This is a genomic window from Actinomyces stomatis (assembly GCF_031292835.1).
GTDB lineage: Bacteria > Actinomycetota > Actinomycetes > Actinomycetales > Actinomycetaceae > Actinomyces > Actinomyces stomatis.
In genome coordinates, this window is sequence record NZ_JASPEP010000002.1 from 87,485 (window position 1) to 113,709 (window position 26,225).

Annotated in this window: 21 protein-coding genes; 8 read left to right on the top strand and 13 right to left on the bottom strand. The window is 70.0% G+C overall.

What is annotated here, in order from left to right; all coding sequences use genetic code 11:
• The first annotated feature begins 71 nt into the window (after positions 1-71).
• The 4 genes from ribD to ribH are packed head-to-tail and all read left to right on the top strand — an operon-like array spanning position 72 to position 3,701.
• Positions 72-1,232 (top strand): bifunctional diaminohydroxyphosphoribosylaminopyrimidine deaminase/5-amino-6-(5-phosphoribosylamino)uracil reductase RibD, encoded by a 1,161-nt coding sequence (gene ribD, locus RIV12_RS01675; RefSeq protein ID WP_309321777.1) that lies wholly within the window; start codon positions 72-74, stop codon positions 1,230-1,232.
• On the top strand, positions 1,232-1,906 hold the full coding sequence (locus tag RIV12_RS01680) for a riboflavin synthase (RefSeq protein ID WP_309321779.1): 675 nt from the start codon (positions 1,232-1,234) through the stop codon (positions 1,904-1,906). Before ribD ends, RIV12_RS01680 begins: the two co-directional genes overlap by 1 nt.
• Positions 1,900-3,231, top strand: coding sequence for a bifunctional 3,4-dihydroxy-2-butanone-4-phosphate synthase/GTP cyclohydrolase II (locus tag RIV12_RS01685; protein ID WP_309321781.1), 1,332 nt, complete (start codon positions 1,900-1,902; stop codon positions 3,229-3,231). Before RIV12_RS01680 ends, RIV12_RS01685 begins: the two co-directional genes overlap by 7 nt.
• On the top strand, positions 3,228-3,701 hold the full coding sequence (gene ribH / locus RIV12_RS01690; protein ID WP_309321783.1) for a 6,7-dimethyl-8-ribityllumazine synthase: 474 nt from the start codon (positions 3,228-3,230) through the stop codon (positions 3,699-3,701). Before RIV12_RS01685 ends, ribH begins: the two co-directional genes overlap by 4 nt.
• 7 nt (positions 3,702-3,708) lie before the next feature.
• On the opposite strand, the gene holA is transcribed toward ribH, so the two are convergent.
• The 5 genes from holA to RIV12_RS01715 all read right to left on the bottom strand — a co-directional run bounded on the left by holA (position 3,709) and on the right by RIV12_RS01715 (position 9,594).
• Positions 3,709-4,611, bottom strand: a complete 903-nt coding sequence (gene holA / locus RIV12_RS01695) for a DNA polymerase III subunit delta (RefSeq protein WP_256695434.1) — start codon at positions 4,609-4,611, stop codon at positions 3,709-3,711.
• On the bottom strand, positions 4,608-6,476 hold the full coding sequence (locus tag RIV12_RS01700; RefSeq protein ID WP_309321784.1) for a ComEC/Rec2 family competence protein: 1,869 nt from the start codon (positions 6,474-6,476) through the stop codon (positions 4,608-4,610). Before RIV12_RS01700 ends, holA begins: the two co-directional genes overlap by 4 nt.
• Positions 6,473-7,234, bottom strand: a complete 762-nt coding sequence (locus RIV12_RS01705; RefSeq protein ID WP_309321967.1) for a helix-hairpin-helix domain-containing protein — start codon at positions 7,232-7,234, stop codon at positions 6,473-6,475. Before RIV12_RS01705 ends, RIV12_RS01700 begins: the two co-directional genes overlap by 4 nt.
• A gap of 157 nt (positions 7,235-7,391) precedes the next feature.
• Complete coding sequence (locus tag RIV12_RS01710) at positions 7,392-8,267, bottom strand: DegV family protein (RefSeq protein ID WP_309321786.1); 876 nt, start codon at positions 8,265-8,267, stop codon at positions 7,392-7,394.
• Positions 8,268-8,337: 70 nt separating this feature from the next.
• A complete protein-coding gene (locus tag RIV12_RS01715; protein ID WP_143224041.1) occupies positions 8,338-9,594 on the bottom strand; it encodes a glycosyltransferase in 1,257 nt (418 codons plus the stop codon).
• A 231-nt stretch (positions 9,595-9,825) separates the two neighbouring features.
• Here RIV12_RS01715 and RIV12_RS01720 point away from each other — a divergent pair, with 231 nt between their 5' ends.
• Positions 9,826-11,868 (top strand): helicase HerA-like domain-containing protein, encoded by a 2,043-nt coding sequence (locus RIV12_RS01720; RefSeq protein ID WP_075417233.1) that lies wholly within the window; start codon positions 9,826-9,828, stop codon positions 11,866-11,868.
• 120 nt (positions 11,869-11,988) lie between these two features.
• Here the strand turns inward: RIV12_RS01720 and RIV12_RS01725 are convergent, their stop codons facing one another.
• Positions 11,989-14,970: a leucine--tRNA ligase gene (locus RIV12_RS01725; protein ID WP_309321788.1), complete on the bottom strand. Its 2,982-nt coding sequence runs from the start codon at positions 14,968-14,970 to the stop codon at positions 11,989-11,991.
• A gap of 283 nt (positions 14,971-15,253) precedes the next feature.
• On the opposite strand from RIV12_RS01725, the gene RIV12_RS01730 reads away from it, so the two are divergent.
• Complete coding sequence (locus RIV12_RS01730) at positions 15,254-17,707, top strand: HNH endonuclease signature motif containing protein (protein WP_309321790.1); 2,454 nt, start codon at positions 15,254-15,256, stop codon at positions 17,705-17,707.
• A 26-nt stretch (positions 17,708-17,733) separates the two neighbouring features.
• On the opposite strand, the gene RIV12_RS01735 is transcribed toward RIV12_RS01730, so the two are convergent.
• The 7 genes from RIV12_RS01735 to RIV12_RS01765 all read right to left on the bottom strand — a co-directional run bounded on the left by RIV12_RS01735 (position 17,734) and on the right by RIV12_RS01765 (position 24,569).
• Positions 17,734-18,180 (bottom strand): HIT family protein, encoded by a 447-nt coding sequence (locus RIV12_RS01735; protein WP_309321792.1) that lies wholly within the window; start codon positions 18,178-18,180, stop codon positions 17,734-17,736.
• Positions 18,181-18,231: 51 nt separating this feature from the next.
• Positions 18,232-18,984, bottom strand: a complete 753-nt coding sequence (locus RIV12_RS01740) for a metal-dependent transcriptional regulator (RefSeq protein WP_309321969.1) — start codon at positions 18,982-18,984, stop codon at positions 18,232-18,234.
• A gap of 8 nt (positions 18,985-18,992) precedes the next feature.
• Entirely contained in the window at positions 18,993-19,727 is a 735-nt protein-coding gene (locus RIV12_RS01745; protein ID WP_309321794.1) for a vitamin K epoxide reductase family protein, read from the bottom strand.
• A 92-nt stretch (positions 19,728-19,819) separates the two neighbouring features.
• Positions 19,820-21,832: a metallophosphoesterase family protein gene (locus RIV12_RS01750; protein WP_309321796.1), complete on the bottom strand. Its 2,013-nt coding sequence runs from the start codon at positions 21,830-21,832 to the stop codon at positions 19,820-19,822.
• 8 nt (positions 21,833-21,840) lie between these two features.
• Entirely contained in the window at positions 21,841-22,698 is an 858-nt protein-coding gene (locus tag RIV12_RS01755; RefSeq protein ID WP_309321798.1) for an HAD hydrolase family protein, read from the bottom strand.
• Positions 22,699-22,813: 115 nt separating this feature from the next.
• The gene (locus RIV12_RS01760; RefSeq protein ID WP_075417242.1) at positions 22,814-22,987 is read right to left on the bottom strand and encodes a methionine/alanine import family NSS transporter small subunit; all 174 of its coding nucleotides are present in this window, start codon (positions 22,985-22,987) and stop codon (positions 22,814-22,816) included.
• Between the two features lies 1 nt (position 22,988).
• Positions 22,989-24,569 (bottom strand): sodium-dependent transporter, encoded by a 1,581-nt coding sequence (locus RIV12_RS01765; RefSeq protein ID WP_075417243.1) that lies wholly within the window; start codon positions 24,567-24,569, stop codon positions 22,989-22,991.
• Positions 24,570-24,796: 227 nt separating this feature from the next.
• On the opposite strand from RIV12_RS01765, the gene deoD reads away from it, so the two are divergent.
• Positions 24,797-25,519, top strand: a complete 723-nt coding sequence (deoD, locus tag RIV12_RS01770; RefSeq protein ID WP_309321800.1) for a purine-nucleoside phosphorylase — start codon at positions 24,797-24,799, stop codon at positions 25,517-25,519.
• Positions 25,520-25,897: 378 nt separating this feature from the next.
• Entirely contained in the window at positions 25,898-26,176 is a 279-nt protein-coding gene (locus tag RIV12_RS01775) for a DUF1540 domain-containing protein (RefSeq protein WP_309321801.1), read from the top strand.
• Positions 26,177-26,225 lie beyond the last annotated feature (49 nt).

Here is a 26,225-nt window from a genome sequence, read left to right on the forward strand (position 1 = left end):
GCCCGGTGCCGTGCACCCGGCGGTCCGGTATGACGGTGTCTCTCCCCAGCGCACCCGAGGGAGAGGACCGGATGACCTCGTTCACCCCCGTGCAGGCGGCCGCGATGCGACGCGCCCTGCGGGTCGCGGCCTCCCCCGACGCCCCGCCCGGCCCCAATCCCCAGGTGGGCTGCGTCATCCTCTCCGCCGACGGCGACGTCCTCGCCGAGGGCCACCACCGCGGAGCCGGCACCGCCCACGCCGAGGTCGACGCGCTGGCGAACCTCGCCGCGGCGGGCGCCTCCGCCCAGGGAGCGACCGTCCTCGTCACTCTCGAGCCCTGCAATCATCAGGGCCGCACCGGCCCATGCGTCCAGGCGCTCCTCGCCGCGGGCGTGGCCGAGGTCATCTACGCCCAGGATGACCCGACCGAGCAGGCCGGAGGCGGCGCAGCGACGCTGGAGGCCGCCGGCGTGCGAGTACGATGTGGACTGTGCGCCCAGGACGCCGCGCGTCTCAACCGCCCGTGGCTCCTGGCCGTGACCCGCGGGCGCCCCATGGTGACATGGAAGCTCGCCGCCACCCTCGACGGCCGTATCGCCGCAGCCGACGGCACCAGCCAGTGGATCACCCCGGTGGCGGCCCGCCGCGACGCCCACCGTCTGCGCCGCCAGTGCGACGCCATCATGGTGGGCACCGGCACCGCCCTCGCCGACGACCCGGCCCTCACAGTCCGCGATGAGACGGGAGAGCCCGCCCCGGCTCACCTCCAGCCGCTGCGCGTCGTCGTCGGCTCCAGGCGCCTGCCTCCCACCTCCAGGGTGCTCGCCGACGACCACCACCTCCTCCTGCCCGACCACGACCCGCGCGCCGTCCTCGCCGTGCTCGCCGAGCGCGAGATCCGCCATGTCCTCCTCGAAGGAGGCCCGACCCTCGCGACCGCCTTCCTGCGCGCCGGACTCGTCGACGAGGTCGTCGCCTACACGGCCCCCGCACTTCTCGGCGCCGGACCGGCCGCCCTCGCCGACTTCGGGGCGACGACGATCACCGACGCCCTGAGGCTGCGAAACCCCCGCGTCGAGGTCCTCGGCTCGGGCGACCAGCTCGCCGTCCGCGTCTCCGGTGACCTGGGGGCCGACGACATCCGCCCCGACGCCCCTGCGGTCCTCAGGCCGCGGCACCGCGCTCAACGCCCGGACCCCCGGGACCGCACTCGTCCCCCTGCCCACCGCCACATCGAGGAGAGACACTGATGTTCACCGGAATCGTCGAGGAGCTCGGGCACGTCGTCCGGCTCGAGACCGTCGAGGACAGCGCCCGGCTGACGGTCGAGGCGCCCACCGTCACCCAGGACGTGAGCCTGGGCGACTCCATCAGCGTCAACGGGTGCTGCCTGACGGTCGCCGCCGTGCACGGGAACACCTTCACCGCCGACCTCATGGCGGAGACTCTCACGCGCACCACCCTGGGCTCCCAGAAGCCGGGAGAGCCGGTCAACCTCGAACGCGCCCTGCGCGCCACCGACCGGCTCGGCGGGCACATCGTTCAGGGGCACGTCGATGCCACCACCGAGGTCCTCGACCGCCACCACGGCGAGCACTGGGACCTCCTACGCATCGGCCTGCCGCGGGAGATCGCCCGTTACGTCGCCGCCAAGGGATCGGTCGCCCTCGACGGGGTGTCGCTGACGGTCGTCGACGTCGTCGACGTCGACAAGGCCCGGCACGACGCCACCCCCGATGTCTCTCCCACGCCGGGGGCGGGGGCGTCGCTCAGCGTCGGCCTCATCCCCGAGACGCTGCGGCGCACGACTCTGGGCACGAGGCGGCCGGGAGAACGGGTCAACCTCGAGGTCGACGTCATGGCCAAGTACGCCGAGCGTCTTCTGGGCGCCCGCCTGAGCCAGGAGGGGCAGCAGGCATGCTGAGCACCAGGAGCACATCCCCGGACACGCGCATGGACAGCGTCGAGGACGCCCTCACCGCCCTCCGCGAGGGCCGGACGGTCATCGTCGTCGACGATGAGAGCCGGGAGAACGAGGGGGACCTCATCCTGCCCGCGGCGAGCGCCACGACCGAGCAGCTGGCCTTCGCGATCCGGCACTCCACCGGCATCATCTGCGCGCCCATGGCGGCCCAGGAGCTCGACCGCCTGGGGATCCCCATGATGACCGAGCACAACACCGATCCCAAGAGGACGGCCTTCACGCTGAGTGCCGACGCACGCACGGGCATCACCACGGGTGTGAGCGCCGCCGACCGGGCGCGCACCGTCCGCGTCCTGGCGGACCCGGGCTCGGCTCCCAGCGATCTCGTCCGCCCCGGCCACGTCTTTCCCCTGCGTGCATGCGAGGGCGGGATCCTCACGCGCCGCGGTCACACGGAGGCCGCCGTCGACCTCATGCGCCTGTCGGGCAACCGGCCCGTGGGCGTCCTGGTGGAGATCATCAACGACGACGGCACCATGGCACGCCGGCACCAGCTGCGTACGCTCGCCGACGCCCACGACATGCCCATGATCTCGATCGGCGACCTGGAGCGCTACCGGTGGCTGCACGAGGAGCTCGTCGAGGAGGTCGTCTCGGCGCACCTGCCCACCGCGCACGGGGAGTTCACCGCCCACGCCCTGCGCAGCAGAGTCGACGGCACCGAGTACCTCGCACTCGTGTGCGGTCGCATCTCGGACGGTGAGGACGTCCTCACCCGCGTCCACTCCGCCTGCCTGACCGGCGACGTCCTGTCCTCCCTGCGCTGCGACTGCGGACCGCAGCTGCGCGCCGCCATGGAGGCGATCAGCGCCCACGGCCGCGGGGTCCTCGTCTACGCCTCCGACCATGAGGGGCGCGGCATCGGGCTCATCGACAAGCTCCGCGCCTACGCGCTGCAGGAGGAGGGCATGGACACCCTCGACGCCAACGTCGCGCTGGGGCTGCCGGCCGACGCCCGCAGCTACGCCACCGCCGCCCAGGTGCTGCGGCACCTGGGCGTGCGCTCGGTCGAGCTCATGACGAACAACCCGGACAAGGTGGAAGGCCTGGAGCACTATGGCGTGAACATCCGCTCCATGACGCCGACACCGACCTTCGCCAACGGGGAGAACCTCGACTACCTGCGCACCAAGCGCGACCGCATGGGCCATCTGCTCACCGGGCTCGACCCCACCGGGTCCCGCACGGACTCACCGCCCGGCGAGGCGAGGGCCGACGACGCGACCTGGCACACGACCGACGAGAACGAAGGAGAGACACGATGAGCGGCTCCGGAGCACCTGAGCAGAGCGCACCCCGCGCACGGGGCATGAGGGTGACAGTCGTCGCCGCCCAGTGGCACGAGCGCATCATGGCGGGCCTGGTCGCCGGGGCGCTGCGCGCCGTCGAGGAGGCCGGAGCCCAGGCGAGCGTCGTGCGGGCGGTGGGTTCCTTCGAGCTCCCGGTACTCGCCGCGGCCGCCGCGCGCGGCGGTGCCGAGGCGGTCGTCGCACTGGGCGTCGTCATCCGCGGTGGCACCCCGCACTTCGATTACGTGTGCAGGGCCGCCACCGACGGGCTGAGCCGGGTGGCGCTCGACACCGGGGTGCCGGTGGGCTTCGGCGTGCTCACGTGCGACGACGAGGCCCAGGCGCTGGCCCGCTGCGGCGGGCCAGGATCGGAGGAGGACAAGGGCCACGAGGCGGCCTGCGCGGCGATGTCCACGGCGCTCACACTGGCCGCCATGCGGGTGTGAGGGCGGCTCAGCGCCGGCGGGTACCGGAGCGGCGGGCGTTGCAGATCGTCAGGACCGCCCGCTCGACGGCGTAGACGGGGTCACGGCTGGCCCCCTTTGCCTCGGCATCGGCCCGGGCCACGGCCAGGATCGAGGTGGCCAGGGCGTCGTCGGACCATCCCTGGAGCTCTCGGCGGGCCCGGTCCACCTGCCAGGGGGCCATTCCCAGCTCGGCGGGGCTCATACGCCGCCCCCCGGCGGCCGCGACCCGGGCGAGCTGGCGCACCTTCATGGCCAGGGCCGCGACGATGGCCACCGGGTCGGTGCCGGTGGCCACGGCGTGGCGCAGGGCCGTGATGGCGGCCGGGGTGTTGCCGGCCGCGGCGGCGTCGGCCACGGTGAAGCCGGTGGCCTCGATGCGCCCGGCGTAGTAGGTGCGCACGTGGTCGACGCTGATGGTGCCCTGGGTGTCGGCGAGGAGCTGGTCGACGGCGGAGCACAGCTCGCGCAGGTCGCTGCCCAGGGCGTCGACGAGGGCGCCCACGGCCTCGGGATCGATGCTTCTTCCGGCGCGGCGCACGTCGGCCACGACCAGGGAGGACTTGTCCTTGGCACTCTTGATGGCCTCGCACTGGATGGTCGGGTAGGGCGAGGCCTTGATGGCATCGAGCAGGCGTTTGCCCCTTTGGCCCCCGTTGTGACGCAGGATGACGCTGACCTCGGGGTCGGCGGCGCCCACGTAGGCGATGAGGTCGCTCAGGAGGGCGTCAGTCATCTGCTCCAGGGCGGGGACGTAGACGAGCCGGGGCTCGCCGAACAAGGAGGGGGACACAAGGGTGTCGAGCTGGTGGGGTTCGTAGGTGGCGGCCTCCAGGCGCGTGATCTCGGTGGTGGGGTCCTTGGCCTTGGCCTGCGCCAGAAGACTTCTCACCGCTCGGTCGGCGAGGACCTCCTCGCCGGCGCGGATGAGGACGATCGGCGCCAGCTGGGCCTGGTCCCAGCGCAGTCCAGCCGGTGCCTTGCGCTGGCCTCGGGAGCGGGAGGTTCGGGTCGCTGCCATGGGGCAAGCCTGCCATGAGCGGGCCGCGTCAACCGCCTGGCTCCTTCCAGCAGGGCGCGGCGGGTACGGGGAGCCGCTGCGAGCAGGACCCCGATCTCGCAGGACCCCAGTGCCAGGGCTCCCGTGAGGCCGCCCGGCCAGGGCAGGGTGGCGCCGGGCAGGTGAGCGAAGAAGCCGGCGACCCACACCATCCAGGAGCAGGCCGCAAGCGCCGGCCAAGCGATGACGGAGGCGGCTGCGGGCCAGGCCGGAGCGATCATCGCCGCCAGGAGTCCGCTGATGGTGGCGATGACGGCGGCCGGCTCACTGAGCAGGTTGGCGGGCACCGACCAGGCCCCCACCGAGGGCTGCAGGAGGATGAGGATCGGCCCGCAGGCGGCCTGGGCCACCAGTGGCAGTGCCATGGCGGCGGCCAGCCACCTGGGAAGATGACGTGAGAGGTGGGCAGCGACCGGTTTGGAGCCGATGACGATCCCGGCAGTGGCCACTACGGACAGTGCGAAGCCGTAGTCGCGGGACTGCCAGGGGTCGATGAGCAGTAGGACGATGGCTCCGGCGAACAGGGCGGGTACGGAGGCGGCGCGTCGCCCGGCGACGACACCCAGCAGCATGACGGCCCCCATGGTGGCGGCGCGCAGTACGGAGCCTGAGGGGCGCACCAGGATGACGAGGAGAGTGAGCATGACCGTGCCGAGCAGAGCCCGCCACCGCCGGGGCAGCACCCCGAGGCCGGCCAGCCCCAGTCCCAGGATGATGGCGACATGCTGCCCGGAGACGGCGGTCAGGTGCGTCATGGAGACGGTGCGCATGTCCTCGCGCACCTGGGCCGACAGGGCGTGGTCGTCTCCCAGGGCGACGCCGGGTACGAGGGCGCGTGCTCCCGGCGGCCAGAGACCTGCCTCCTCCCCCGCTCCTTCGAGGCCCTGGGCTCCAACAGCCTGGGCAAGACCAGTGCGAATGCTGGTGACGGCCCCGAGTACCCCGGCCGGTGGGCCAAGCACCGTGAGGCCGGCGCGCTTGGGGATGATGGCGGCCTCAACACGTCCCGATCCGGTGGGGCGTAGGCGCGTGCGCACCCTGACGCGGGTCCCCATGGGCAGACTCAACCACTGCGTGTCGCCCAGGACGGTGGCGCTCAGGGTGGAGGATTGTGCGTCCACCTGTTCGACGTCGAGGGCGCTGATGACCAGGGTGGAGCGGCTGGTGGCCGAGACTCGCGGCTCCTGGGAGACGGTGCCGATGAGGGTGACCGGCTGCCCGGAGGCGACCGCCACGGTCAGAGGGTCGCGCTGGCGGGACCACAGGTGGGCGGCACTGACGGTCAGGACGGTCGCGGCGCACAGGGCGCACACGAGCAGGCTGGCACTGAGGGTTCCCACCGCCGTGGGGTCATGCTCGGGGGCGCCGGGGCGCTGGTCGGCCCGGTGGCGCGGTGGCCGGAAACGTAGGACGGGGACCACGAGCATCGCAGCCAGGGCTGTGCACCCGGAGGCCAGGAGCAGGACTCGTCTCCAGGCGTCAGCCTCCTCGAGTCCGACGGCCCACCAGGCGCCGGCCCAGCAGGTGAGCGCCGGGGCGAGCAGGCGCAGGTCGAGGGCGTCGGGGGCCTTGGAGGAGGTGGCGTGCCGACCTCCGTCTCGGTGCCGGTTGCGGTTCTGCTCCTGGCGCAGGTGCTCGTAGAGCGCGGGGTCGTCCCACGGGGCCCTGGGACTGCTCCGCCCCTGGTCCCCGTTCATACGGTGGCCTGCTCCCGCAGGCCCTCGAGCTTGGCCTTGCCGATGCCGGGGACGTCGGTGAGGGCGTCGACGGTGGCGAAGGGCCCGTGGGAGTCTCGGTACTCCACGATCCGTTGGGCCAGGGCAGGGCCGATGCCGGGCAGCTTCTCCAAGTCAGTGGCGGAGGCCGTATTGATGTTGATCATCCCGGATGAGCCGCCACCGCCGGGCTTCCCCGACGCTGTTCCCGCACCGGGGGTGGCGGCCCCACTGGGTTGCGGTGCGGGGTCGGGCAGGACCTCGCCGACTCGCGGGACCCGGATCTGCTCACCGTCGCTCAGAACCCGGGCGAGGTTGAGCTGCTGGGTGTCGGCGTCCGCGCTGGCTCCTCCGACGGCGCTGATGGCATCGGTGACACGGCTTCCTGGGGCCAGGGTCACCACCCCCGGCCTGGTCACCGCCCCGGTGACGTGGACGACGACGTTGCCGGCTGGAGCCGTCGAGACGCCCGGTTCTGCCGCCGATCCCGTGGCCGGCTTCATGGCTGGTGTCGCGGCCGGCCCTGTGGGCGGGGGCCGCATCGCCTCGGAGGCACCCGCCGCTGCCGCAGTGGCCTCTTGACCGCCGGCACCGGTGGAGACCAGGACGGCCCTCAGTGCCAGGGCGAGAGCCAGGATGAGGAGAGCGGAGCCGGCAATGATCGCGGCTCGTGGCGCGATCGCGAGGCGCCTGGGCCGACGCACTGGCTCCTCGGGGTCGGTCGAGCAGGCCAGGCGCACAAGGTCATCCAGGGACCTGTTCGTGCTGCTCCTTCTGGCTCCCATGTCCTTGACGGTAGGGACCGGTTCCGCGAGGCGCACGGAGAGGCCGTCTGCTCTGTGGAGAGCACTGGCGTCTGACGGCCTGTGGCAACCGGGCCGCGTTGTCAACCCCGGCTCAGTAGGCCCGCAGGTCCGGGGCGACGGCGATGCCGAGGGCCCCGGGGCCCACGTGGGTGCTCGTCGCCTCGTCGACCGGGAGGGTGAGGACCTCGGTGAGTTTGGCTCCGGCCTCCTCCATGGCCTGACGAAGACCAGTCTCGAGCAGCGCCAGCTTGTCGGCGTCGTCTCCTTGAATGACCAGGCGCACCGGGTCGGCGGGGTGCCTGGGGCCGGACAGGGCGGTCCCACCGGCGACGCGGACGGCCTGCGCGATGAGGTGGCGCCTGGCGCGGGCCGCGCCGCGCACGGTCTCCAGTGTCCGGATCCCGTCGCGGGTCAGGGCCAGGACCGGGCGGATTCCAAGAACGCCGTCCAGGCGGGCCGTGGTGCGGTCGATCCTCCCGGAGCGGGCCAGGCGCCCCAGGTCGTCGACAACGAAGAGCTGGCAGGAACGGGCGGTGCTGGCCTGAGCCAGGGCGGCACCGCGGCGGGCGTCGTGGGCGCCGGCGGCGGCCAGCACCGCAAGTCCCAGCGCGCCGGAGCTGGTGCCGGAGTCGACGACGCGCAGCCACTGCGGGCGACGGCGCCCCACGCTCCCGCCCTGGCCGCTGTACTCGGCCTGGTACTCGGCCTCGAGCCGGGCGGCGGCGATGCGGGCGTTGTCCACGGTGCCGGACAGGGCCGAGGAGATGTGGATGGCCAGGACCTCTTCGGCCCTGTTGGCCGCGCGTCGGTAGACGTCCATCAGCTCCTGGACACTGGGCCGTGAGGTGGTCCCGGGCTCGCCGTTGTCAGCGGGGATGGCGTGCAGCGGCACCACCTCGATCGCACGGTCACGCATGAGGGGCTCCGTCAGGCAGGCGGCGGAGTCGGTGACGACGGCGAGCGACATGCCGCATACCTTATCGGCAAGCCGCTCGCTCACCGGCAAGGCGCCGCTGTTCTCCCGGGTCCGCGGGTTTTCAGCGATCAGAGACCAGGAGGTCCTCGTAGAGGTTGACGAGCCGTTTGGTCATCGTCTCGGAGTCGAACTGTTGAGCCACCTCCAGGGCCCCGTCGGACAGCTCGGCGAGCCGGGCGTCGTCGGACAGCAGGGAGGCGAAGACCCGGGCAAAGTCCTCCCCCTCGATCCCGTCGGTGAGGATCGCGTTGCGCTCGGTGAGGCACTCGGTCATCCGCTCGTCGCAGTAGACGATCGGGAGCCCTGAAGCTGCGGCCTCCAGGAACACCATGGGCTGGTTGTCGAAGTGGTAGGAGGCCAGGGAGAAGACATCGGCCTGCTTGAGCAGGACGGCGACCTCCTCCGGCGAGCGCTGACCGACCAGGACCACCCGGTCCGCCACCCCGAGCTCCTCGGCGCGCCGTGCCAGCTCCTCCTGGGAGGGGCCGGGGCCCACGAGCACCAGCTTGACCGGCAGGTCGGCCAGGTGGGGCATGGCCTCAATGAGCGTCATCTGCCGCTTCTCCGGGCTGAGGCGGGCCACGCAGATGATGATCTTCTCGCCGGGGGCCTTGGGGATGGGTGAGTCCGCGGCGCGAGCACTGCGGTAGCGGGTGGAGTCCAGCCCGTTGGGCAGCACCATGCAGGGGGCGGTCAGTCCGCCGTCGTCGATGAGGATCTGTGCCAGGTGCTGGGAGGGCGACAGGCAGGCGTCGCACTTGTTGGCGAAGGCCGCTGTGAGCCGCCATCCCTGCCGGGACAGCGCCGTCTTCATGTCGCGCTTGTTGAGGTGCTTGATGGAGTCGCGGTGGGGGCGGGGCAGGACCGGCAGCGATTTGAGCGCCACGGGGAAGGCGACGGACAGGGCCAGCAGTCCGGAGACCACGGCCAGCGGGTAGTCGTCGATGAGCTCGGTGTAGAGGGTGTGAATGGTGGTGACGTGGGGGATGTTCTGGCGCTTGGCCACCCAGTGGGCCAGGACGCCCAGGCTGAACTGGGTCTGGCTGTGGACGATGTCGAAGTCGTAGGCGTCGAAGCGCCTGGCCAGGCCGGGATAGATGGTGGCGACCTCGCGGCTGTCAAAGACGTAGTAGCGCGAGGAGGACAGGCGGATGACGTGGTCGTCGGTCTCCTCATAGCGCTCGGCCTTAGGGGCCACCACGTAGACCTCGTGTCCCATGCGTTCCAGGGCGGAGCGGAAGGTGGCCGTGGAGGTGGCCACGCCGTGGACGGAGGGGAGGTAGTCGTCAATGAAGAAGGCGATCCGCATGAGGGTCACCTGACTCTGCGGGACGGGTGCACCAGCGACTGGCCCACGAGGGGCGGTTCTTCCGGAAACGACGACGCAGGGGGCAACATGGGGCGTGCAAACCTCGCGGCACTGGGGACGGGCAGGTGTGGGACCAGACGTACTATCTCAACGCCATCGAGACCCGAGGCTACCCTGTCGGCCGGGCTTCTGGCACGCCCGGGTCAGCGCTCTGGCAGGTTCGGCGTTTACGATGAGGCCATGACCGATTCCGCTGAGATCGCACGTCTCAAGGCCGAGGCCGCCCAGGCCGCCGCCGAAGCCGCCGCAGCCAAGGCAGCCGCCGCTCAGGCGGCCCTCGACGCCGCCATCGCCTCCTCCCCGGCCTCGGCGGTGGAGCAGGCCGCCGAATCCCGCATTGCTGACGCACCGGGCGAGCCCGCCGCCCAGACAGCCACCGCCGCACCCCTTGCCGAGCCGGCCGCAGAACCGGCCGCACAGCCGGCAGCCGAGCAGGCTCCGGCCGGTGAACCGGCGCCGACTGCTGAGCAGGCTCAGGAGCAGGCCCCCGTGCAGGCTGAGGGCGTCGCTGAGGCCGAGCAGGCCTCGGGCAGTCAGGAGGCTGAGGAGGCCGGCTATACCGCCCAGGTGCGTTCCGGGTACGGCTTCTCCTCCCCCACCCTGCCGGTGGGCACCTACCTCGATACGCTCTCGGGCGGCGAGCCCGCGGCGGTCAAGGGCCTGTCGGTGGGCATCCCGCTGGGGCTGCTCAACCGGCACGCGCTGGTTGCCGGGGCGACCGGTACCGGTAAGACCCGCACGCTTCAGCTCCTGGCCGAGGGACTGTCGGCAGCAGGTGTCCCGGTGTTCCTGGCCGACGTCAAGGGGGACCTGACCGGCCTGGCCGAGCCGGGAGCCTCCAATGACAAGATCGCCTCCCGCATCGCCTCCACCGGTCAGGACTGGAAGGGCCAGTCCTTCCCCATCGAGCTGTTCAACCTCGGTGGGTCGGAGTCCGGCGCCGGTATCAGCGGCACCCCGATCCGCACCACGGTCACCGAGTTCGGGCCGATCCTGCTCTCGCGGGTCCTGGGCCTCAACGACACGCAGGCCTCCGCCCTCCAACTGGTCTTCCACTGGGCGGACAGCCAGGGGCTGGCCCTGCTGGACCTCAAGGACCTGCGCGCCGTCGTCGACTATCTGACGAACACCGATGCCGGCAAGGAGGAGCTCAAGACCATCGGTGGGGTCTCTGCAGCCACGGCCGGGGTCATCCTGCGTGAGATCGCCGCCCTGGAGGCGGCCGGTGGTGAGGCCTTCTTCGGTGAGCCGGCTCTCGACGTGCGTGACCTCATGCGGGTCTCCCCCGATGGTCGCGGCGTCATCTCCGCGCTGGAGCTGGCCGACATCCAGTCCCAGGGCACGCTGTTCTCCACCTTCCTCATGTGGCTGCTCGCCGAGCTCTTCGAGACCCTGCCGGAGGTCGGCGACCCGGACAAGCCCACCATGGTGTTCTTCTTCGACGAGGCCCACCTGTTGTTCTCCGGAGCCTCGAAGGCCTTCCTGGAGGCCGTGGTGCGCACGGTGCGGCTCATCCGTTCCAAGGGCGTGGGCATCGTCTTCATCACCCAGTCCCCCACGGACGTTCCCGACGAGGTCCTGGCCCAGCTCGGCAGCAGGGTCCAGCACGCCCTGCGCGCCCACACCCCGGCCGACGCCGCCAACCTTAAGAAGGCGGTCTCCACCTTCCCGGTCAGCCCGGTGGACCTCAGCCGGGTGCTCACGTCGCTGGGCACCGGTCAGGCCGTCGTCAGTGTGCTGGACGAGAAGGGGCGCCCCGCCCCGGTGGCCCCGGTGGTCGTGAATGTACCCGCCGCCGTCATGGGGCCGGCCCAGGACGGCACGGTCAACCAGGTGCTGGCCTCCTCACCGCTGAAACCCAAGTACGCCACGGGCGTGGACAACGAGTCCGCCTACGAGCTGCTGGCCCAGCGGGTCCAGGCCGATGCCGAGGCCGCAGAGGCCGCTCGTGCCGCTGAGCAGGCCGCCAAGGAGCAGGCCAAGGCCGATGCCGCCGCGCAGAAGGACCTGGAGAAGGAGGCCGCCCGCCAGGCGGCTCAGCGTCAGAAGGAGGCAGAGCGCCTGGAGCGCGAGGCCGTCAAGGAGGCCCAGCGTCGCCAGCGCGAGGCGGAGAAGGCCGCCGAGCGCCGCCGGCGGGAGGTCGAGAAGACCATCGGCTCGGTGGGCCGCCAGATCACCCGCGAGATCACGCGCTCCATCTTCGGCACTCTCAGGCGCCGCTGAGAACCGGCTCAAGCAAGGCGAAGGGGCTGCACCAACCATCTCGGTTCGTGCAGCCCCTCATGCTGTTCCTGGGCCACCGCGGCGCGGCCGTGAGCGGCGCCGTCGTGGGGCCCGCCCCGGTCACTCGGGAACGATGCTCACCAGTTTGGGGGCGCGCACGATCACCTTGCGCACGCCGCGCCCGTCCAGGGTGCGGATGACGCCGGGGGCTGCCAGGGCCAGCTTCTCCAGCTCGGCCTCGGAGATGTCGGGGTCGACCTCGAGGCGGTCACGGACCTTGCCCTTGACCTGGATGACGCAGGTGACCTTGTCGGCGGCCAGCAGGGACTCGTCGGTCACGACCGGGAAGTCCTCGTGGGCCAGGGAGTGCTCGTGGCCCAGGCGCTTCCAGATCTCCTCGGCGATGTGCGGGGCCACGGGCGCCGTCATGAGGACAAGGGCCTCGACAGCCTCGCGCGGAACCGCGCTGAGTCCGGTGAGGTGGTTGTTGAGGACGATGAGCTTGGCGATGGCCGTGTTGAGGCGCATCCCCTCGTAGTCCTCGCGCACGCCCACGATCGTCTTGGCCACGAGCCGGCGGGTCTCCTCGTCGGCGCTCTCGTCAACCACCGTCAACTCACCGGTGGTCTCGTCGACGACGTTGCGCCACAGGCGCTGCAGGAAGCGCTGGCTGCCGGCGACGGCGCGGGTGTCCCACGGGCGGTCGGCGTCCAGCGGTCCCATGCTCATCTCGTACACGCGGAAGGTGTCGGCGCCGTAGGCCTCGTACATGTCGTCGGGGGTGACGATGTTCTTCAGGGACTTGCCCATCTTGCCGTACTCGCGGTCCACCGACTGCCCCTGCCACAGGTATCTGGTGGTGCCGTCCTCGGCGGTGACCTCCTCGACCTCGTCGGCGGGCACGTACTGGCCGCGGGAGTCGGTGTAGGCGTAGGCCTGGACGTAGCCCTGGTTGAAGAGGCGGTGGTAGGGCTCGGAGGAGGAGACGTGGCCCAGGTCGAACAGGACCTTGTGCCAGAAGCGCGAGTAGAGCAGGTGCAGGACGGCGTGCTCGACGCCGCCGACGTACAGGTCGGTGCCGCCGGAGATGTTGCCGGCCTCGGGGCGCGGCCCCATCCAGTAGGCCTCGTTGGCCGGGTCGACGAGCGCCTTGTCATCGGTCGGGTCGATGTAGCGCATCTCGTACCAGCACGAGCCGGCCCACTGCGGCATCGTGTTGGTCTCGCGGTAGTACGTCCGGGGACCGTCACCCAGGTCGAGCTCGACCTCGACCCACTCGGTGGCCTTGCCCAGTGGCGGCTCCGGGGAGGATTCGGCGTCGTCGGGGTCGTAGGAGCGCGGTGAGTAGTCGGTGACCTCGGGCAGCTCGACCGGCAGCATCGACTCGGGCAGGGCGTGGACGCCGCCGTCCTCGTCCCACACGATCGGGAAGGGCTCGCCCCAGTAGCGCTGGCGGGAGAAGAGCCAGTCGCGCAGGCGGTAGGTGACCGTGCCACGGCCGGCGCCCTTGGCCTCCAGCCAGCCGATCATGGTGGCCTTGGCCTCGTCCTTGCCCATGCCGTTGATGTCCAGGTCGCCCTGGGCGGAGTTCACGACGACGCCATCACCGGTGTAGGCCTGGGCGGTCAGGTCGACGCCGTGGGGGTCGTCGGCCGGGCCGATGGTCTGGATGATGTCGATGTCGTACTTGGTGGCGAAGGCGTAGTCGCGCTCGTCGTGAGCGGGCACGGCCATGATGGCGCCGGTCCCGTAGCCCATGAGGACGTAGTCGGCCACGAAGACCGGCACCTTCGCCCCGTTGACGGGGTTGATGCCGAAGAAGCCGGTGAAGACACCGGTCTTGACCCGCCCCTCGTCGGTGCGGTCGGCGTCCGACGTCGCCGCGGCCTGGGCGCGGTAGGCGGCCACGGCCTCGGCGGGGGTCGCGTAGCCGCCAGTCCAGGCCTCCTTGGTGCCCTCGGGCCAGGCGGCCGGGACGGTCAGGGCCGCGGCGTCGTCGGCGATCTGAGCCTCGGTGCGCACCGAGCCGGAGGCCTGGAGGCCGCCCAGCATGGGGTGCTCAGGGGCCACCACCATGAAGGTGGCACCGAAGAGGGTGTCGGGGCGGGTGGTGTAGACGCTCAGCGACGCGTCCTGCTCAGCGCCCTGACCGGTCCCGGGCACGGCGAAGGTCACCTCGGCGCCCTCGGAGCGGCCGATCCAGTTGCGCTGCATGAGCTTGACCTTCTCGGGCCAGTCCACGGTGTCCAGGTCCTCGGCGAGGCGGTCGCCGTAGGCGGTGATGCGCATCATCCACTGGCGCAGGTTGCGCTTGAAGACGGGGTAGTTGCCGCGCTCGGAGCGGCCCTCGGAGGTGACCTCCTCGTTGGCGAGCACCGTGCCCAGGCCGGGGCACCAGTTGACGGGGGCGTTGGAGACGTAGGCCAGGCGGAAGGAGTCGATGACCTCGGCCTGCTCGGAGGCGCTCAGGGCGGCCCAGTCGCGGCCGTCGGAGACGGGGACCTGACCGGAGGCTAGCTTGTCGCGCAGCTCGGACACCGGCCGGGCCGCCCCCTTGCCGCGGCCGTCACGGCGCGGGGCCTCTGGGTCGAACCAGGAGTTGAAGACCTGCAGGAAGATCCACTGGGTCCAGCGCACGTAGTTGACGTCGATGGTGGCCAGGGAGCGGCGCGGGTCGTGGGACAGACCCAGGCGGCGCAGCTGGCGGCGCATGTTGGCGATGTTGGCCTCGGTGGAGATGCGCGGGTGCTGGCCGGTGGTGACGGCGTACTGCTCGGCGGGCAGGCCGAAGGCGTCGTAGCCCATCGTGTACAGGACGTTCTTGCCGGTCATCCGGGTGAAGCGGGCGACGACGTCGGTGGCGATGTAGCCCAGCGGATGGCCCACGTGCAGGCCCTTGCCGGAGGGGTAGGGAAACATGTCCAGCAGGAAGAACTTCTCCTTGTCCGCTCCGGGGCCGGCCAGAGCGCCGACGGGGTTATCGGCGTTGAAGGTGCCCTCGGCCTCCCAGCGGTCCTGCCAAGCAGTCTCGATGGAGTCCGCCAGCTCCGCCGTGTAGCGGAAGGGGGTGTCGGACTCGACCGGTGCAGTTCTCTCTGACATCGCGGCAGCGCTCTTTTCCTACTCGTGCTTCCTGGTGCTGGGGCACAGCCTATCGCCCGGCAGCATCGGGGCCCGACGGCGTCCGCCCCACGGGCGGGCGAGACCGGTCACGTCGGTGGAGCCCAGCAAGGTTCGAGCGGTCTCTGCGGGCCGTCACGCCGGCTCCGAGAGAGAAGGCGCCGGCGATAAAGGCGCCAGATATGCGGCTAATCGTTGCTGTTCCAGTGATTCTGGAGCCTGCTTCAGCGTGCGGGGCACGGGCACCACTTGCTATACTGTACATATGTTCGAAGGTGGTGTGCTTCCTCGCGTCCCGGCCGGTGATGCGGTCGGGATGCTGGGTGCGCCTGGCGGGGCTCCTACGTCGATACCGCAGGTCTCGGCAGAGGAGACGGCAGGCCTGTTGGCCTCCCTGGGTGCGGGCCAGGCGCTGGCCGGTGTGGTGGAGGGGCTGCTGGCCCGCCTGCTGGTGACTGCCCAGGACGCCGACGACGAGTGCTCTACCGCTGCCAAGGCTGCCGTGCCGTCCCTCTTCACCAATGAGTCGGGTACTGACGTGGCGCTGGTGGCCGCCTCCGAACAGCGCCGAACAATGAGCGTGGAGGAGGTCGGCACCTCGGGACTGATTGCCCTGGGGGCCTCGGGTTTGGGAGAGCTGGCCGCGGCCTGCCACCGCCTGGCGGCCTGGGCCACCTGGGGCGAGGCCCTGGCGGCGGCCTGCCTGACCGGGTGCCCTGAGCTGTCCAGTCACCCGGGCCAGTGGGGTCCGCATGCTGAGGTCTCTCCGGTGGTGGGTTATGAGGAGCGGCGGTTCAATGCCACCTGTCTGCTCTCCACCCGCCTGGGCGTCTCTCGGACTCGGGCCGGTCAGATGGTGGATCACGGCCAGGCCCTCATGAGCATGGGCTTCGCCCCGGTTGAGGCCATGGAACGCTGCGGGGTCCTGGACTCGGCGAAGGCGTTCCTGGTGACCCGCCGCCTGGAAGACGTACCTACTCCAGTGGCACTGGCGGTCCAGGACAAGGTTCTGCCTCAGGCGCCTAGGCGGAGCGTGTCGCAGGTGGGGCGGGATCTGGATCGTGCCCTGATGGAGATCGACCCTGACGGCCACGCTGAGCGGAGCCAGAACAATACCGAGCAGCGGTGTGTATCGCGCCCCCGGCCTGCAGGAGAGGGCCTCTGCCAAGTCCGGCTTCTGCTGCCGACTATGGACGCCCTGCTGCTGGACGCCACCCTGGACGCAATCGCCGCTTCGGCGCGGGCCTGCGGCGAGAAGCGCACCCTGGGTCAGCTTAGAGCCGATGCCATCACCGCGATGTCCCTGTCCGTGCTTCGCACCAGCCAGATCGCGGCCTTCAGCCAGCCGGCCCAGGGCATTTCCGGCAATCGGACTGAGGGGCGGACCGGCGGGGACAGCTCGCCAGCACGGGCCTGTTCGCCTGTGATATCAACAAGCTCACGTGCTTCCCACGACGACTCGGATACCGATGCCACGGCGGGTGCAGACCCGCGGAGACTGCTGCCTGACGGGGTACCTCTGGAAGGGCTCCTGGGCGCTTTGAGCGGCCTGGTGGGATCGAACAGCCCGTGGTGGACCCCTTCAGCCACCGGTCACCTTCCTCTGCCAGAAGGCATCCGTATCAACGTCAACGTCACCGTTCCTCTGAGCAGCCTGGTTGGTCTGGCTCAGCCGGAAGAGGGCCCCACCGGCGGCGTCGATCCCGGAGGCGGCAGCCCCGGCACCTCATCCGAAGACAACCGGCTCCGGGACGGCATTTCTGGGGGCTGTGGTCCTGGGGACAGCGAGAGCCCCGACGACCCCCGCTGTCTTGATCCAGGTGGAGCCGGCCCTGGCGAATGCTCCACCGCCGCGCCCGAGCCTCTCAACAGCGCAGACTCCCCGAGCGGCGGGAGAAATCTGCCCACCCCCGGTGGGAGAAGTCTGCCCGGGCCTAGAGGGAGGAGTCTGCCTGAACTCGCCCCAGTTGCTCCCACCATCCAGCCCACCGCCCAGGTCATCTCCCCGTTTTCCGCCACACCAGTAGAGGTCGCTGAGGTGAGGATCGGGGCGCGCAGCGCAGCGGTACCGGCCATGACTGCCTGGGCCCTGGCCGCCGGCGGGACCTGGAGGCGCCTGGTGACCGACCCCGCCAGCGGCACCGTCCTGGACGTCGGCCGCACCAGGTACCGGCCTCCGGTGGGACTTGCGGACCTCGTACGAGCCCGCGACAAAACATGTGTTTTCCCCACCTGCCAGACTCCGGCCTCCCGCTGCGATATCGACCACCTCACCGCCTGGAGCCAGGGCGGGACCACCAGCCTGGACAACCTCGTGGTGCTCTGTCAGGCCCATCACCGACTCAAGCACACTCCCGGATGGGCACTCACCAGGGACCGTGACAGCGGGGTCTTGTCTTGGCACACTCCGGACAAGACCGTCTATCGGCGCCACCCAGACGGCACCATCGACCGCCTGCCCCACAAGGTCGGCCCCCACCAACACCTTGTTCCCAGCACCGTCGTCCCGGCCGACCTGAGCCAGCAGATCGGCCCTGAGCTCATCGACCGATTCAACACCGCCCTCGACCGTACCCAGCCCAGCAGCGGTAGTGCCCGCCTCGTGACCCGAGGCCCCCTACCCGGCGAAAAGGCGGGAGACTACGAGACCACCCCTCTTCCGAGGGCCGCCCACTCCCTGGGACTAGCGCCCCTCATCGACCAAGCCCCACCCTTCTGACGAGGACGAAGGGGGTAGCGTCGGGGCTACGCGAGCGCCGCGCTGTCCATCTGCGCGGGCACGAACTCGCCCCAGCCGTCCTCGACGAGGCCGGCCCGCAGGCGCTCCATGGCGGCATCGAGCTCGGGGGCCTCGGGGTGGCGGGCCGAGGAGAAGGACAGGTCCTCCTCACAGCGGATCGGCAGCACATGGAGGTGCAGGTGGTCGACGCCGTAACCGGCCACAACGAGCCCGGCCCGGGGCACCTCGAAGACGCGCACCTGCGTGGCGCCGATGCGCTTGGCGACCACGGCCAGGTGCGCCACCACGTCATCGGGCGCGTCCACGTAGGAGTCAACCTCGAGCCGCGGGACCACGAGGACGTGCCCGTCGGTGTGCGGCTCAATGGTGGCGAAGGCGACGCAGATCTCGTCCGCCCACACGAAACGGCCGGGGATCTCTCCCTTGATGATCTTGGTGAAAATCGTGCTCATGGCCCCATTGTCCCCCAGCCGCGCCCGGTTCCGTCCAGGCCCGGCCCCGAGTCAGCCCAACAGCCACAGGGAGCCGTCGGGGATGACGGCCTCCGGGGCGCCCGCGGGCACTGCGCCGCGTGAGGCGTCGTCGTCCAGCAGGGCGATGACGGTCGCCCGCCTGCGGCCACCGCCCTCCACGGCCGGCGCCACGGTGCCCCGATCGCGGATCCGCACCCGGCTGTCCAGCCCGATGCCGGCCCGCTCCAGGCGGCGCAGCGTCTCGGTGTCGTCCTGGATCCGTCCGACGACGCCGTCGGAGCCCACCGGCAACGTCTCCAGGCCCACCAGGTCGGGCACGATGAGGCGGCCGTCGGCCGTGGGGATCGGGTCCCCATGCGGATCACGGGTGGGGTGCCCCAGGACCGCGTCGAGCCTCTCCAGCAGCCGCTCAGAGACGGCGTGCTCGAGCTCCTCGGCCTCAGCATGCACCTCGTCCCAGCCGAAGCCGAGCCGAGTGACCAGGTAGGTCTCCAGGATGCGATGGCGGCGGATCATGCCCATGGCGCGACGTCGCCCCTCCTCGGAGAGGGTGACGGCCTTGTAGGGCTCGTGGACGAGCAGCCCCTCCTCCACGAGACGAGCCACGTTCTCCGAGGCGGTCGAGGGGGCCACCTCCATGCGTTTGGCCAGTCCGGTGACGGAGGCGCCCGCGCCGCCCCACTCGCAGGCGGCCCACACGACCTTGAGGTAGTCCTGCGTGACGGTCGAGTCCCCCGTCACCGAGGGCTTCCCACCGGAGCCGGTCGGGGCCCGCTGCTCCATGGGCGCAGTCACCCGACCAACCTGGCCAGCTGGCCGCCGAAGGCGATGACGATGGTGAGGACAACCGCCAGGTACATCGCCGCCATGATCCACCAGCGGGCCTTGAGGATGTCGAGCGCCAGGTTGTCGCGCAGCCCCAGGTGCCCGCCGGCCGCGGCCCAGGCCCACGAGTGGGCGGCCACCGGGATGGTGATGGACCAGATGACCATGCAGAAGGGGCAGAGCTTGCCGAAGGTCATGATGGAGACGGACAGGAACCAGATGACGAAGGCGATCCCGCCGAGGCTGCCGGCGCTGAGCCCCCACCACATCCAGCGCGGCAGCCGTGCGCCGCTGAGCAGGACCAGGCCGATGGCGGCCAGGGCCCCGAAGGCGATGGCCCCGACGAAGGAGTTCGGCACCCCCAGCAGGTTGCCCTGCCACACGTTGAGGGAGTCGCCGCAGGACACCAGGGGGCTGACGTCGCAGACGAGCTCCGCGTCCGGGTTGCGCAGCAGGTCGAGCTGGGCGCTGATGAGCTCCCAGCAGGCGAGGATCCCGATGAGCGCGCACACGGTGAGCAGCCAGCCGAATCCCCGCTCGGCCCCGGAGCGTCGCATCCAGGCAGGGCGCTCGCCCGAGTCGTCGTCGGCATCACGACGGGTGCGCCGGTCGAGCTCCTGAGCGGGGGCGGAGCCCAGGTAGGCCTCCAGCTCCTCCTCGCTCATCTCATCGATCTCGGCATCTGTGGGCATGCGCGACATCGTCAGTCTCCTCACCGGTGGTGCGTCACAGTTCTTCTGGGCGTCGTGGGGCTATCAAGACGAGAGCGTATGTCACAACGGTCGCCTGTGCCCTACCCGTCCGAAAGATCGGTCTCCCCCTGGGGCTCGGCCCCCTCCTCCTGCGTCTGCGAGGCGTCCTCAGATCTCGCGCCCTGCTGAGCCCCGGTCGGTGTCGGTACCGGGGTGGCCGAAGCCGACGGACTCGGGGTCGAGGCCATCGTGGCTGTCGTCTGTCCCGGGGCGACACCGGGAACGGACCTCCAGGCCCCCACCGTCACCGAGGCGTCGGAGTGGAGGATGACCGCACGCCAGGCCACCAGCGCTCCTGTGGAGTCGAAGGACATGACGTGGAGGAAGGCGTCCTCGGTGACCGAGCCCAGTGACGTGCCGCCCTTGCCCGCGCCCGAGATGATCCCGGTGACGGGACGACCGGTTCGGGGACTGATCGCCGTGGTCATCCCCCGCTCTGCATGGACGTGCCCGGCCAGGAGCAGCGGCGCGCAGCCCTCCTTCGTGAGCGTGTCGAAGGTGGCGGGCTGGTGGATGAGGACGACGTCGACCGGCGTGCCCCCGCAGCTGACCTCGGCCAGACGGGAGGCGATCTTCTCGGTGGTCTCGCCACTGCGGGGCTTGGTACCCGCCGCCGTCGTGCGCTCGGCGTCGTCGTGACCCAGGACGGTAATTCCGGCGACCGTTTGGACCGAGCCGTCGGTGACGGTCCATCCCTGGGAGCGCAGGCGGGCGGCGGTGGCGTCGGAGTCGTGGTTGCCGATCGTGGCGACCTTCTTCGTCGAGCTCGGGACCGCCTGGGTCAACGCGTCGACGCACACCCGCTCGGGATCCGAGCCGGTCATGGTCAGGTCGCCGTCGTCCATGTGGACATCGGCACCCGAGAGCTGGTCGAGGACCCCGGAGAAGGCGATGACGTCGAGGTTGCAGTGCAGGTCCGTAGTGAGCACGGCCGTCTTGCGTCCGCGCTCGGGCACTGATCGGGCTCCCGTCACCGAGATCGAGGGCGTCGCGGTGGCGCTCGGGCTCTCAGACGGCTGCGGGGCGGCGCCGGCCTCCGGCTTGGGGGCGGCCTTCACCAGGGTCTTCGCGGAGGACGCCTCGACCCGGGCCTGCAGGTCCTCGGTGTTCACCTTCCCATCGACGGCGGTGACGTCCACCAGCCCCTCAGTCTGCTCGGCGGCCTTCCAGGCCGCCCGTAAGTTGGTGTCCGCCTTGGCGTAGAAGCCCTTATTGGTCTCCACGAAGGTACGCGCCTTGGGACCGTAGGCGGTGACGACATCGGCGATGCGTCCTGAGAAGCGGGCCTGGGCCAGCGGGGTCCCCTCCAGCACGGACAGGGTGGAGCCGGGCGAGGTGGCCGTGCGCATGGCCGGTACCAGGAGGGAGGTCACGGTGGCCACGGTCGCGGAGACCGCGACCGTCGTCGCCCAGCGGTGCGAGACGCCGGCTCGGACGGTCTCGCGCCAGGGCTTGGTCGGCGCCAGGCGCCAGGCGGCCGCACAGCACAGGAAGATCGCCTCGACGACCCCGGCCCGACGCAGGGCGTCGCCGGCCAGTCCGTAGAGACCCTGCCGGATCGTCAGATCGGGGTGGGAGACCAGTGAGAGGTAGGAGGTCGCATCGGAGGACAGGGACTGCCCCACACTGGCCGCATTGGCCGTATCGGGTGTCGGGTCACCCGGGATCTCCCCCAGGACCACCTTGACGCCAAGGATTCCGGCAGGGGACTCCATCGAAGCGGTTCCCAACGGCCCGAGATCCAGCGTGACGGTGGAGTCCAGCGTTGTCGACCAGGTCGCCTCATGCGGGCCGACCGGCGTCGAGGCCGTCGCCGTGGACAGCCCCAGCAGGAGGGAGACCGTGCTGGAGACCAGGATCAATGCCGCCGCACTGATCGCCGTGCGGGTACCGGGGCGACGACGACGCCACCAGATGCGCGGTGACAGCACCAGCGTCACGACCAGGGCGCAACTGCGTCGCACGGCCGTCAGCAGATCGTCCCACATGTCTCCTGATCGTTCGGTGATGCCGGTGCCGGCATCGGTGTCAGAGTCTGAAGATGTCGGTACCACGGCTCACCTCAGAGACGAGCACCCAGCGCGACCTGGGAGGCGGGGTCCTCACCACCATGCGTCTGAGAGGCGATAAGACTCGCCAGGGAGGTGACGTAGGCGACGGTGTCCTGCCAGCCGCTCACGGCTTGACAGGGCACGCCCAGAGCCTTGACGGGGTAGTCGTTTCCCTCCGGGTCCAGGCGGTCACCGACGAAGATCATCTCCTCCAAGGCGATGCCGGTGACCTCCGCCAAGCGCCTCATGCCGTAGGCCTTGTCCACTCCCTTGAGAGTGATGTCGACGCTCGTGGAGCCACCCGAGCGGACCTCCAGGTCCGGCAGAAGGGGGGCGACGGCGTCTCGTAGGGCGGCCTTCTTCTCACCCGTGGGGTCCCACGCGCGTTTGGCGTCCAGAGGGGCCTCCTGCCCCAGGGCGGAGAAGGTGATCTGGCTGCCGCGGTCCTCCAGGATCTCCCCCCAGGTCCGTTCCTCCCACAGGCCGAGGCGGCGGGCCTGGGCCTCAACGATCTCGAAACCGGTGCGGATCTGCTCAGGAGTGAGGTCGTTGGCGTAGACCAGCATCCAGGCGTCCTCGTCGCGCTCGGCACGGGAGGGGTCGTAGGTGTAGTAGCGCGTTCCGCAGGTGGGCATGAGGTGGAGCCGGGAGAGCTCGTCGTCGTCGGCGTCGAGGTGGGCCAGGACCTGGTCGCGGAACTGCCCCACCTGTCCCCCGGAGATGATGCAGACAGGGACGACGTCGAGCAGCCGCCTGAGCGCTGTGGCCATGGCAGGTGGCATGGCCGACTTCGAGGGCGCCAGCGTGTCGTCGAGGTCGAAGGCCACCAGACGGGGCAGCACCCGGGGGCTCACATCAGTCTGAGTCATAGGCGTATTGTGTCCCACCCGTCTGGAAACCGGCCGAACCGGGCCCCAGACGGGTGGTGGAGTCAGTCTCTCTTTTCAGTGGATCTCGCCAGACGATCTCAGTGGACCACGCCGATCAGTCGGCCTGCTCTGGGTTGAGCATGTGCTCACGGGCCCGCGCCGAGGCCTCGGCCCGGGCATCACGGTCCTCGCGGCGTCCGCGTGAGATGAGTGCGGTGATGGACACCGCCAGGCCACCCCAGATGATGACGATGGCAAGCAACATGATGAGCACGGCGATTCCGGTCATCTCAGTCCTCCTCCTGGGGATCGGCCTCCAGCTTGAGGGCCTCGAACTCATCCACCGGGGTCTTCCAGGGGATGAGGCTCATGACGGCGCTGCACAGGGCGACCACCAGTAGCATCCCCCATCCGAAGACCATGACGAAGCCGCTGGAGTAGGCCTCCGACTCATATCCTTCGGACAGATACGTCCACAGGGTCTGGACGAACATGTAACCCAGCAGGACGGGGACGACGACACCGACGAGTGCCCGCCACCACAGGCCGATCATCCGGGACTCGGAGACTGCATTGAGGTGGTCCTGAAGCAGCCTGGCGCGCCGCAGGACCCAGGCGACCACCACACACATGATAATGGCCGAGGCGACCACGCCGATGTTGTTGATGAAGGCGTCCACGACGTCGAGATCCGGCAGGCCCGAGCTGGTGGCGAACAGGACGAAGGACAGGACGGCGGCTGGGACGCCGACGACGAGGGAGGCCTTCTTCGGTGTCAGGTTGAGCTTCTCCCCCACGCCGGCCGCCACCACCTGGATGATGGAGATGAAAGAGGTCAGTCCCGCCATGGAGAAGGAGGCGAAGAAGAGCACCCCGAAGAACGCGCCGCCGGGCATCTGGGCGATGACGGTGGGGAAGGTGACGAAGGACAGAGAGGGCCCGGTGATCTTCATCTCGCTGATCCCGACATGCTGCGTGTGCGCCATGAAGCCAAGGGTCGCGAAGACGCCGATGCCCGCGAACAACTCGAAGGAGGAGTTGGCGAAGCCCGCCACGAGGCCGGTTCCCACGAGGTTGGAGCGGCGCCGCTGGAGATAGGAGGCGTAGGTGAGCATGATGCCGAATCCCACCGACAGGGAGAAGAAGATCTGTCCGAAGGCCGCCATCCACACCTGGTAGTCCAGCAGGGCGGACCACTTGGGCGTGAACAGCGCATTGAGTCCCTCCCCCGCGCCCGGGAGCATGAGGGCGCGCACCACGAGGCCGGCGAACATGAGGACCAGCAACGGCAGGAAAATCTTGTTGGCCTTCTCCACGCCCCCGCTGACTCCCAGTGCGGTCACCACCAGACCGAAGCCCCACACGAACAGCAGCGGGAGGGCCACGCCCATGACGATCTCCGGGGAGTACCTGACTCCCTCCCCGAGCCGGTCCACACCGATGTAGTGCTGGAAGAAGCCGCCCGCATCGTCGCCCCAGGCGATGTTGACCGAGAAGAGCATGTAGCGCAGGGACCAGGCCACGACCACTGCGTAGTAGGTCATGATGACGAAGCAGATGAAGACCTGGAACCATCCCAGCCACTCGAGCTTGGTGGACAGGCGCCGGAAGACCGCCGGCGGGGAGCCGCGGAAGCGGTGCCCCAGGGCGTAGTCGAGGAAGAGGATCGGCAGCCCGGCCGCCAGCAGTGCGATGACGTAGGGGACGATGAAGGCGCCGCCGCCATTGGTATAGGCCACGCCCGGGAAGCGCCAGATGTTGCCCAGCCCGATCGCCGAGCCGATGGCGGCGATGAGGAAGCCGAGCTGACCGCTCCACTGCTCTCGCGGGGGCGCCTGAAGAGACTCGCTCTCCCCTGTCTTGGAGGTCATGAGCACCTTCCGTGATGTGACGAACGAAGGCGGCTCAAGGGCCGCCTTTTCCTGCGGATCGGTCGCAGGCCCTTTTGTCGCTGGACGCTAGCCCAGCGACCACGATGTGTCGTCCGACGTCCACGATTTGGACGACCATCGGGGCGGCATCCTGTCTTTTCTCACGCGATCCATGCCACACTGAACACCACTGCCGACACCTGACTCACCACCCCGAGAGGATCCTCATGGCCACCCCTCACATCGCCGCAGAGCCCGGAGACTTCGCCCCCGCCGTCCTCATGCCCGGCGACCCCAAGCGGGCCCGGCGCATTGCCGAGCTCCTCATGGATGACGCCCGCCTGGTCACCGATGTGCGCGGAATGCTGGGCTTCTCCGGGACCGTGAACGGAAGGCCGCTGAGCGTCATGGGCTCAGGGATGGGCCAGCCCTCCTTCACGATCTACGCCACCGAGCTGTTCAGCCAGTTCGGAGTGGAGCGGATCATTCGGGTGGGCACGGCCGGCGCCCTCTCCCCGAAGGTCAAGGTCGGCGACGTCATTATCGCCACCGGCGCCCACACGGATTCCTCCATGAACCAGCTGCGCATCCCGGGCGTCAACTTCTGCGCGGTCGCAGACTTCCGACTGGCAGCCGCCGCATACGAGGCCTCACTGCTCGAGCAGGGACAGGTCGATGGAACAGTCCACCTGGGCACAGTCATGTCACGGGACCACTTCTACTTCACCCCCGAGGGGCAGACCGAGGCGCTGGCAAGGCACGGGGTCCTGGGAGTGGAGATGGAGGCCGCAGCCCTCTACGGGGTCGCTGCCGAGTACGACAAGCAGGCACTGGCGATTCTAACCGTCTCCGACCACCTGCTGGATCACTCCGGCGACATGAGCGCCGCCGAGCGCGAGACACGTTTCGCGGACTCTCTGCGCCTGGCCGTGGCGGCCGCCCACAGCTGATCCACGCGAGGTCTTCCGGGACACCCGGCCCTCCGAGTGACCCGGAAGGCGGCAACTCCTCTTCTCCTGAGGCGGGGTGGGCACAGCCCGCCCCGCCTTTGACGTAGCACCCTGCGCATCGCGGCAGATCCTCGGCCGCATCCGAGCAGGACTGCCTTACCTGGGAGGAATAACGAAAACCGACGGCACACAACCCCTCCCGTTCCCAAGGGCCTCCAACGGGCGGAAACAGCCCGACACGAAGCACCAAAATGGCGGAATTTCAACGTTTCTCGATGCGGCTCGAAGCAGGGCAGGCTGCCCTTCGTTGCCGGTGGGCGGATGCGGATTTACGTTACTCATGTCCACAGCGCACATCCGCTCGAAAGGAAAAGCATCATGCCCGTCACCAAGATCTCCTCCTGCACCACCACCTCCTGCGCCTTCAACAACGGTGGCTGCACCGCCTTCGCCATCACCGTCGGCGGCGACAACGGCGCACCGGCCTGCGACACCTTCATCAGCCTCGACGCCCGCGGCGGCCTGCCGGTGGCCGAGGGCCACGTGGGGGCCTGCCAGCGCCTGGAGTGCGTCCACAACAAGGACCTCATGTGCACGGCCGAGGCCGTGACCGTCGGCGGCGACACCGCCTCCTGCAAGACCTACGAGGTTCGCTGACCGGAAGGCTCTCCAGCTCGAGCGGCTGGGGGCCAAACGGGGGATACCA

What these genes read in the sequence shown, in the direction of transcription:
- RIV12_RS01725 (WP_309321788.1), bottom strand. Translation starts at nt 14,970, where the DNA reads ATGTCAGAGAGAACTGCACCGGTCGAGTCCGACACCCCCTTCCGCTAC.
- RIV12_RS01720 (WP_075417233.1), top strand. Translation starts at nt 9,826, where the DNA reads ATGACCGATTCCGCTGAGATCGCACGTCTCAAGGCCGAGGCCGCCCAG.
- RIV12_RS01730 (WP_309321790.1), top strand. Translation starts at nt 15,254, where the DNA reads ATGTTCGAAGGTGGTGTGCTTCCTCGCGTCCCGGCCGGTGATGCGGTC.
- ribH (WP_309321783.1), top strand. Translation starts at nt 3,228, where the DNA reads ATGAGCGGCTCCGGAGCACCTGAGCAGAGCGCACCCCGCGCACGGGGC.
- RIV12_RS01680 (WP_309321779.1), top strand. Translation starts at nt 1,232, where the DNA reads ATGTTCACCGGAATCGTCGAGGAGCTCGGGCACGTCGTCCGGCTCGAG.
- RIV12_RS01745 (WP_309321794.1), bottom strand. Translation starts at nt 19,727, where the DNA reads ATGTCGCGCATGCCCACAGATGCCGAGATCGATGAGATGAGCGAGGAG.
- ribD (WP_309321777.1), top strand. Translation starts at nt 72, where the DNA reads ATGACCTCGTTCACCCCCGTGCAGGCGGCCGCGATGCGACGCGCCCTG.
- RIV12_RS01760 (WP_075417242.1), bottom strand. Translation starts at nt 22,987, where the DNA reads ATGACCGGAATCGCCGTGCTCATCATGTTGCTTGCCATCGTCATCATC.
- RIV12_RS01765 (WP_075417243.1), bottom strand. Translation starts at nt 24,569, where the DNA reads ATGACCTCCAAGACAGGGGAGAGCGAGTCTCTTCAGGCGCCCCCGCGA.
- RIV12_RS01740 (WP_309321969.1), bottom strand. Translation starts at nt 18,984, where the DNA reads ATGGAGCAGCGGGCCCCGACCGGCTCCGGTGGGAAGCCCTCGGTGACG.
- deoD (WP_309321800.1), top strand. Translation starts at nt 24,797, where the DNA reads ATGGCCACCCCTCACATCGCCGCAGAGCCCGGAGACTTCGCCCCCGCC.
- RIV12_RS01685 (WP_309321781.1), top strand. Translation starts at nt 1,900, where the DNA reads ATGCTGAGCACCAGGAGCACATCCCCGGACACGCGCATGGACAGCGTC.
- RIV12_RS01755 (WP_309321798.1), bottom strand. Translation starts at nt 22,698, where the DNA reads ATGACTCAGACTGATGTGAGCCCCCGGGTGCTGCCCCGTCTGGTGGCC.
- RIV12_RS01735 (WP_309321792.1), bottom strand. Translation starts at nt 18,180, where the DNA reads ATGAGCACGATTTTCACCAAGATCATCAAGGGAGAGATCCCCGGCCGT.
- RIV12_RS01710 (WP_309321786.1), bottom strand. Translation starts at nt 8,267, where the DNA reads ATGTCGCTCGCCGTCGTCACCGACTCCGCCGCCTGCCTGACGGAGCCC.
- RIV12_RS01775 (WP_309321801.1), top strand. Translation starts at nt 25,898, where the DNA reads ATGCCCGTCACCAAGATCTCCTCCTGCACCACCACCTCCTGCGCCTTC.
- RIV12_RS01700 (WP_309321784.1), bottom strand. Translation starts at nt 6,476, where the DNA reads ATGAACGGGGACCAGGGGCGGAGCAGTCCCAGGGCCCCGTGGGACGAC.